The 8,380-nt window shown below is 70.3% G+C and carries 3 protein-coding genes; 2 read left to right on the top strand and 1 reads right to left on the bottom strand.

Features of this window, described 5'->3' with window-relative positions; genetic code table 11:
* Positions 1-669 (bottom strand): hypothetical protein (locus BT98_RS25205; protein ID WP_037251693.1); only part of this gene is annotated, 669 nt, incomplete at its 3' end.
* A 384-nt stretch (positions 670-1,053) separates the two neighbouring features.
* On the opposite strand from BT98_RS25205, the gene BT98_RS0119540 reads away from it, so the two are divergent.
* Positions 1,054-5,265: a hypothetical protein gene (locus BT98_RS0119540; RefSeq protein WP_019463402.1), complete on the top strand. Its 4,212-nt coding sequence runs from the start codon at positions 1,054-1,056 to the stop codon at positions 5,263-5,265.
* A 4-nt stretch (positions 5,266-5,269) separates the two neighbouring features.
* Positions 5,270-8,380 carry a DEAD/DEAH box helicase gene (locus tag BT98_RS0119535; RefSeq protein WP_027297437.1) on the top strand — a complete coding sequence of 1,037 codons (3,111 nt, stop codon included), beginning with the start codon at positions 5,270-5,272 and terminating at the stop codon, positions 8,378-8,380.

Genomic DNA, 8,380 nt, shown 5'->3' with positions numbered 1-8,380 from the left:
AGGTGGTGGGCTCGGACGGCATGCCGCCAGCTTCGCCTGACGAGTTCGTTCCAGCCAGAGCTGGCCAACGTGACAATGCCCACGGCTTCGCTTCAGACGCCCGCGCAGGACCGCATCCTCGATGGCGATGCGCGAGACGTGGAGGTGCGCTCCAGCCGATTTCCAAACCATCCGGGTCGTCTCCCGCTCCTGCAGGTCGGGGCCCCATTCCGGATCCCGGACGTAGGCCATCACCTTCGGCCAGACCTCGTCGGCGGTCGTCGCAACGGTGGCCGTCACGATGCCAGCAGCGGTCGGGACGTCGAACCTGTGACAATAGACCGCGAAGCCGTTTGCATCGTCGCCGGTGGGCCTCACGGAAACCGGGCTCCAGGCCCCAGGCGTGCCGACCGTTCGAGTGCCGACCTGCGACAGAAGTTCGTCCATCCACGCTGTGAATTCCGGGTCGACCTCTGCCTTCGCCTTCTCGGCCGCCTGCGCCCTCTCCTCGGGTGTCATCCGCGCGTTCCGTCGGATGGTGACCCGGATATTCTCCCTTGCCTTCGCGTAATCGGCGTCGGTCTTGCACGCACCTTCCGGCAAATAGCGTTGCAAGATGTACTCGGCGACCTGGACGTAATCGTCCTCAGTAAAGGCGTTCGGCGCGAGCGCCTCAAGGCGGCGCTTCACCCGCTCGCGCTCCTCAACGCTCCAGCGATGCCACGGACCATCAGCAGGTGAAGGAGCCCCGTGACCAGCTCCTGCTGGGAGCCCCAGGCTCCTCTTGAGCCAGCTTACGACACTCATCCGCCCCTCTGTGCGTGTGGTGCTCGGCGGCTGGGTGACTGGTACGGCATCTCGACGCTGGACCAAATTTGCTGCCAACTTTGCGCCTTGAATGGCGGGAGACCGTCGAGGCTCACCGATAGCTTGCCCGAGCCGGGCAGGTACGAGTCCTTCGAGCAATTTCATTACCGCATCGTGCCGACCCCAAGACGGCCAGGCGAAGCTCTGTTATGGACCATTCTGCTTCCAGGTTGGGTGGACCACAAGTTCAAATAAGGCAGCAAGAAGTTGGATGGGCCGACGGCAGCAGAGGTTGGAACATACGAGGAGGACCTGAAGCAGGTCCTCTCCTGTTCGGACGACGCAGATGCGATGGATGGCGGTTACGAGCTACCCGTCATCGTCGTGGATGACCCCTGGTCCAGCAAGGCGGTGCGCCGTGCTCTCCAGCAGACGTGCCGCCGCCAGTTTGGTTCTGCGCGTCTTGCTGACGACGAGCTTCAGCAGGCCTGCCCGGTCCTGATGGGTCTGGCGGAACAGGGCCCCAACCTGCTGGCCCTGCTGACCATGCCACAGGAGGCCCTGGACAACATCCGAGCAAACCGCCCTGATCTCAGGCCCTTCCTCGATGTGGCCGCGCGCTACCTGCTCGGTGCCATGCCCCTCCGTGAGGCATTCGCCGGTTGCACCTCTCTCGCATCGCTGTGCCGCACCCGGCTCGCCAGGAAAGGGGGCGACCACGAGCGGGCCCTGGAGCTTTGGCGGCTCCGTCTCCAGGGGCTCACAGGGCATGAGGTGGCGGACCGTTCAGGGGTGTCCCATCAGCGCGTCTACCAGATCAATGTCTACTCCAAGGTCGCCTTCCTCCGCCGCCTCGAAGCGGCCTGCAATGCCCCGCTGATCCGCTCCCTGTTCGTGCACCACCTGGATGCCGCCGGTCTGAGCGTGATGCGGGCGGCCTCCAGCGCGGATGGCGTCATCCGCCGACGCGATATTGAACGCCTGACCTGGGAAGTGCTTCCGGCCGAGGACGCCTTCGTGCTGGCGGCCGTGCAGGACGTCCGGGGAGATGCAGCGCCGGAGCTGGCGCAGCTCCTCGCCTGGGAGACCAGGTGCGCGAGCCCGCTCGCCGACGGCTGGACCCTCCTGCCGCTGGTCGAGGCCGACGTGGCTGCGGTGCGGGAGGCATACCAGGCCACCGCACTCGGCGGATGGCTCGCCCTCGCGCCGGATATCGCCACCCGGACCGGGCTGGGGGAGGCCCAGCTTGCAGCGGCCCTCCGCTTCGCCGGGATGGCCCGCCTCGGCGAGGCCGTCATCCCTTCTAAAGCGCGGCCCTCCGAGCGGCGCATTGCGGCGGCAGCCGGGATCCTCCATGCCGCACCCCGGCCGCTGCATGCAACAGAGATGCTGGACACCCTCCTCGGTACCGACAACCCGGCGCTGAAGGAGGTCTCCTACCGTACCCTCATCCTGGACCTGCAGGACGAGCCGGAGATCTTCCGCCAGCACGGGGGGTCGGTCTTCTCGATCATTGGCAGCGCGCATGTCCTGAACGGCGACGAAGATCCCCGCCCCGCGGTGCCGGAGGCGTCCTTCGACGAGATGGCGACTGCCTGGACCCCGCCGGGGCAGCTCACGGCTGTCCCGTGGGCCGCCGCGGACTACGCGGGGGACTTCGTGGCGGATGTAGCGGCGACGCTCCGGGAGCGCCGGGTCCTGAGCGAGAGGAGCGAGGTCTCCGTTAGCGAGCTGATCCTCCCTGAGGAGGAAGAAGCTCTCCTGCGCTGGGCGAGGGACGCTGCCGCGCCCCTGCACGAGACGACGGGGGCAGGGCGCGCGGAAATCGGCATGGTCCTCTTCGCGGCCCACAGCGCGGCGGCGCAACTCTCCGATGCGGGTGGCCGCGACACCTGGAGGATCCTGCCCGACGTGGCGGGGCCCGGCGTCCGCGGGTTCATGTTCGACGGGGAGGTGCCGCGGGGGCGCATGCTCGATGCGATGGTCCGGGCCACCGACTCGCTCGGCCTGAGGCGCCCCTGGTCCTTCAACTGCGACCATTGGATCACCGCGTTCCGGCTCCAGTGCGGCTTCCACCGCGGGGACACCGCGCTCCTGCGGGACTGGATCCTCGACCCGGTCAACCTTCCTGCCGCCGTCCGCCTGATCTCCCGGGATCCCGCCTCTGGAATGTCGCGCCTGCTGGCCGACATCCGCCTTGCGGTGGCGGGCCGCCTGGCCGCAGGGGAGGTGCATGCCCGGCATGCGGGATCCCCCTGGTGGCCAGGATGGAGCGCGGAGGAGTTCGCCAAGGCACTTGTGCCGGAGCAACGCGTCTACCAGCCCAGACCCTACGTCCCGGCGCCCAGGACCCCGGCAAGCGAGGAGCCGCCGGAGGACCTGCTGGGTTCCAGCGCGGTGGCACCATCTCCTGGCGGCGCCAAACCAACGGCAGCCGACGCGGCCGAAGGCATCCGCTGGCAGCTCTCCGTGGCGCCCGGCGCGGTGGGCTTCCGCCTGCAGCTTCCGTCCTCTCTCTGCTATGGCGAGGGTGCTGTCACCGTGCTCTGCGGCGGCGCCAGGGCTGGCGGCCATGTCGGCACGGACGGTGCAATCACCTGGTACGCCGAGGATAATGCTCTTCTTCTGCCGCTCGCCGGGCCGCGGGTGCGGAGCATCGAGGTCCAGCGCGATGGCAGGACCCTGGACTCCTTCGACCTCGAGCTCTGGGCCGCGGACGCCTATCTCCGCCTGATCGACCTCCGCACGTCCCGCCCGGTCCTCATCGACCCGTTCCGCTCGCGGCTGTCCCCCTCCGCCCCGGTAGCCCTGCTCTGCCACGAGGCTCTCGCCCTCTCGCATGCGCCTCCGGAGGAGCGCCGCCTCAACACCGAGCATCGTCTGATGGTGTTCCCCGGCGGCCTGCCGGACGGCTTCGCGGTCTCCTGCGAGGGAGAGGTCGTTTGGCAGCCCACGCCGCCGGATCCCGGCCGTGAGGTCGTCGACCTGCCCGGCGTGTCCCTGACCGGCGACGCCTCACCCGTCGCCTGGGGTGAGGGGATCCAGCTCCAGCCTGTCGGGCTCCCACAAGGATTCGAGCCGACCCGGGCCGTGATCGGCGGCCAGTCGCTGCGGCCGGTCACCCCCGAGCAGGGCGGCGGCTGGGCCCTCGGTGGCTACCGGGTTCTGCCTGGGGCGTCGCCACTGCTCCGCCAGGGACGCCTCGACGGTCTGCTCGACGGCCGCAAGGTGAGCATCCCGCTCGCCGTTGCCTTGCGCCGAACGCCCAGGGGCGCGGCGCTGCACGACGGCGAGCGCTGGCAAGGAATCCCTGAGGGGTTCTGGCTCGACCGCTCGCGTCATGCCGGGCAACGTCTCTGGGCGCCGCGCGCCGAGGGTGATGACGTGCCCTGGGTCATGTTCGAGGGGGCGCGGCCCGTCGCGGCCGTTGGCCAGAACGGCGTCCATGTCGGCCGCAGCCTCTTCGGCCTTGGGGAGATGGTGGGTCTCGGCCGGGGCGGCTTCGACCAGTCCAACGCCCCTCTCAGGGTGGCACCGTGCCGGGACACCGGCATGATCCGCAGCGTCTCGCTCACCCCGGAAGGCGCCGTCCTTCACCTGAGCGCGCAGCTTGGGAGCCATGTCGAGCCGCGTGCCACCGCTTGGTGGAATGCTGGCCCGCAGCCGCTTCCTGCCGTACTGGCGCCGGACGGGGCCTCGGTGCGGGTGGCCTTCACGGGCGGCAGGCCATTCGGGATCGTCCTGTCCGCCGACACCGAGTGGCTTGGCACCGCCTACCTTGTCCAGGCCGCGGGAGCCATTTCGCAGCTGCTGCTCGCGCCTGACACCGCGGCGGCGCTCGGCTTCGCCCTGGACGCACGCCTGCCCGTGCTCCTTGATCAGATCCGGAAGGGCCTCGGGATCCTGCTCGGCCGGAATCCGAGCCTCGTGGGTGTCCTTCTCTCGCGGCTCGGCAACCCGGTCTCCCAGCACGCCGCCGCTGTGCTCCTGGGCACCTGGCAGCCTCCGGCAGAGGTCGCGCGCTCCATGGTGCAGGCCCATCTCGCAGGGTCCGACGCCCCTGGGAGAGCCTCGACAGACCTCGAGCGCCTCGGCGCGATCGTGCCCACCGCGCTGCTCCGGGTGCTGCCCTATGGCTGGGATCTGCTGTCCCGGGGCGAGCGGCCTGCGGTGCTGGCAGGCCTCGCGGTCAGCCCACTGCCGCAGGTCAACCTTTCCCGCTTGGCGCAGGGCGTGGGTGTCTCCCTGCCGGAGGTGGAGGAAGGTCTGCTCGCGGAGGCGGTCTCAGCGACGCGCTGCGACCCGAACTTCCTCGCCTCACGGTCCGAGGCGAGCGTGCTGTCCCTCGCATGGCGCTTCCTCACCGACACCAAGGCGACCGACATGCCGCGGACGCTTCAGACCGCCCTGACCCTGCCCTCGCTGCGGCGCTGGCTGAATGCAGCCCTGCTCCGTCGGCTCATGAACGAAGCCCGGTGACCGTATGCAGCTCGAGACATCGCTCCAGATCGACGCCCTCCGCACCCGTGCCGCGGTCGAGGATCGTCTTGTCGAAATGGCGTCGGCCGGGAACTACCTGCGGTCGCCGGAGCTGACCCAGCGCGTCAGCGAGATCTGGCAGGCATCGGACGGGGAGGGGGGCTGCACCAGCGAGGTGTTCGTGGAGGGGATCTTCCCCGCGGCGGACGGCGGTGCTTCGCTGAATGACCTTGTGACCCGGGGAGTGGTCGCGCCCGCGCTCCGGGACCAGCTGGCAAGGACCAGGATGCTGCCGCCCGCGCGCAGGCTGTACGAGCATCAGCGCCTGGCCATCGAGATCGCCGCTACGGCGCCGCGGCCGCCTGTTGTGGTCATCCGGGCTGGCACGGGCCTCGGCAAGACCGAATCCTTCCTCCTGCCGCTGCTCAACCGGGCGCTCGGCCAGCCAAGGCGTGCCCCGGCACGCGGTGTCCGGGCGATAGTTCTCTACCCGATGAACGCGCTGGTGAACGACCAGGTCCAGCGCCTGCACGGCTGGCTGCACGGACAGTCGGACTGCCGCCTGTTCCACTTCACCGGCGAGACCCCTGAGGACGACAAGGACGCCGACCGGAAGGGCTACCCGCGCTGGGACGATGGCTCGCGCCTCCGGACGCGCGTGCAGGCCCGTGCGAACCCGCCGGACATCCTCGTCACCAACTATTCCATGCTGGAGTACATGCTGATCCGCCCGCAGGACGCCCCCTTCTTCGGGGCGGACCTCGAGGCCGTGGTGCTGGACGAGATGCATCTCTACTCCGGCACCCTCGCGGCGGAGATCGCGCTCCTGCTGCGCCGCGTCCTGCTCCGCGCAGGCAGGCGCCCGGATGAGGTCATGTTCCTGGGCGCCTCGGCGACGCTTGGGGGCGATCTCCGAGCCTTCAGCGCCGATCTCTTCACCCGCGACCAGACGGACGTCACCGTGATCGAGGGGCGGCGCTCGCGCCCGGTCTTCGCGGAGGCGGTGCCCCCCGCCGCCAGCCTGTCCCCACCCGGCGTTCCCGAACCAGCGCCGGACCGGCCCTTCCTCGTGGCTGACGGCCTCGTGGAGGATGCGGCCCTCGCGGCCGAGGTGGTCGCGGCCTGCCGCCCGCTGACCGAGGCCGCTGCCAAGGCCGCCCCCGAACCGCGGCCAGCCGCCGCCCTCGCCGCCGTCCTGGAGCGGGCGCCCGCTGTCCACCGCCTCCAGGAACTGCTGTGGCGCCGGACGGAGGCGCGCGACGTCGCCCCGCTGGGTGAGCTCGCCCGGGAACTCTGGGGCGACAACGGACCCGCGGCCCGCGCTGCCACGGAGCGCCTCCTCCGCCTCGGCGCGCGCGCCCGGATGGATGCGGACGCGCTGCCCGTCCTGCCGCACAAGCTGCACTTCCTCGCCCGGGCCCCGCTCGGGCCGACGGTCTGCCTGAACCCGTCCTGCGGGCACGACCACGGGTACCGCTACCCGGGTGCCGGTCCTGTACTTGGCGGCCATCACGAGCACTGCCCGGCCTGCAGGACCCAGACCCTGCCGCTCGCCCGCTGCACCTCCTGCGGTGAGACCGTGCTCGCGGCCACCTTCAGCCAGGCGGACAACCGGTTCCGCCCGCTGCGCGACTGGCGCGACCGGGACCCGGAGGACGAGGTAGAGGAAGGCGGCCAGCAGACCTTCTTCCTGGCGCCAACAGGCGCCGGGGCCGACACCGAGCCCTACCAGCTCACGGACGGACTGCGTGAGCCGTCAGGCAGCTTCGCCTGGCTACGCCCTCATACCGCCTGTCCGAATTGCGGCGAGGAGGAGCCGACTTTCGCGCTCATCCGGTCAGGCGACGACAACGCCCTCGGCATCGTGGCCGAGACGGCTCTCGCCTCGATGCCGCCGATGCCAAGCGACGACCGCAACTGGAAGCCTGCGGGCGGCCGCCGACTGATCGCCTTCAGCGACAGCCGCCAGTCGGCGGCCCGCCTCGGCCCGGCGCTCACCGCGACGCACGAGCGGCAGATGTGCCGCTCCATCATCGCTGCCACCCTCCACGAGGCACGCAACGCCGACCGCGTGGTCGCGCGCATCAGGCTGGAGATCAGTCGGGCGCAGGAGGACCTGGAGGCGGAGGATGACCCCGAGGAGCGCGGCATCCTGCAGGAGCGGCTGGACGAGCTCCAGGCCCGGCTCCGGGCAGCCGAGGCAGGCGGGCAGATGGACGACTGGCTCCGCCGCCTGCGCTCCAACCCCCGCGTGGCGGAGATATTTAGTCGGGAGACGGGGGTCACGCACAAACTGGACACCTGGAACCAAGAAGCCTGGGAGCGCAATGCGGCGGAGGTCCGGCGCCGCCTGGACGTGGTGCTGGCCCGGGAATTCGGCGTGCCATCGCCCGCCACCCTGAACCTGGAGACGATCGGCCTCGCCGAGGTGGTCTATCCTAGCATCGATAGCCTCCCCATGCCCGCTGCCCTCCGCGTGCGGCTGCCCGATGGCGAGACGGCGCATCGCCTGGAGGAAGCCTGGCCGCGCTTCCTCGCGGGCATGCTCGACATGGTCCGGCTGTCCCGCTGCGTCACCTTCGGCTCGGCGGAACTCGACATCTCGGCGTCGGTCTTCCCCGTCGGGAAGTGGATGTCCCTCAATGCGACGGGGCCCTTCCTGGTCTCCATGCTCCCGGGCTCGGCACGGGACACCCGGCGTGTCCGCTTCGCGCGTGGCGTCCTCCAGGCGGCGGGCTGCAGCCCTGAGGCCGCGGAGGAGCTGCACCTGCTGGCTCTCGAGGTTGCCTTCAATCAGCTCCTCGACGCCGCCGCCAGCCAGACGCTGCCCTGGCTCGAGCAGGAGGACCGCCAGTCCGGGCCCCAGGTGGCCGTCCCTGCGATCCGGGTGCGGTTCTTCGGCCTCAGCCTCCGGCCCCCGCGCGAGGTCTTCCGCTGCCGCGTCACGGGCGCGGTCTGGCCCCGCGCGGTGCTCGGCTGTGCCCCGATCCGCGGGGTGACGGGCACATTCGAGCCCGTCACCTGTCAATCGGCACTGAATTGGGACCCCAGATCGGCACGCAAAAGGGACCCTCTTGTGAGGTGTGTTGAGGGGGCGTTCAGGCGCGGTTCTTGA

The sequence above is a fragment of the Roseomonas mucosa ATCC BAA-692 genome (assembly GCF_000622225.1).
Lineage (GTDB): Bacteria > Pseudomonadota > Alphaproteobacteria > Acetobacterales > Acetobacteraceae > Roseomonas > Roseomonas mucosa.
Note: the sequence above shows the minus strand (reverse complement) of the source record. Positions and strands in the feature narration are given on the sequence as shown.

Bases quoted from the DNA above. Each gene is read 5' to 3' on its own strand.
- BT98_RS0119535 (WP_027297437.1), top strand. From the start codon at position 5,270: ATGCAGCTCGAGACATCGCTCCAGATCGACGCCCTCCGCACCCGTGCC.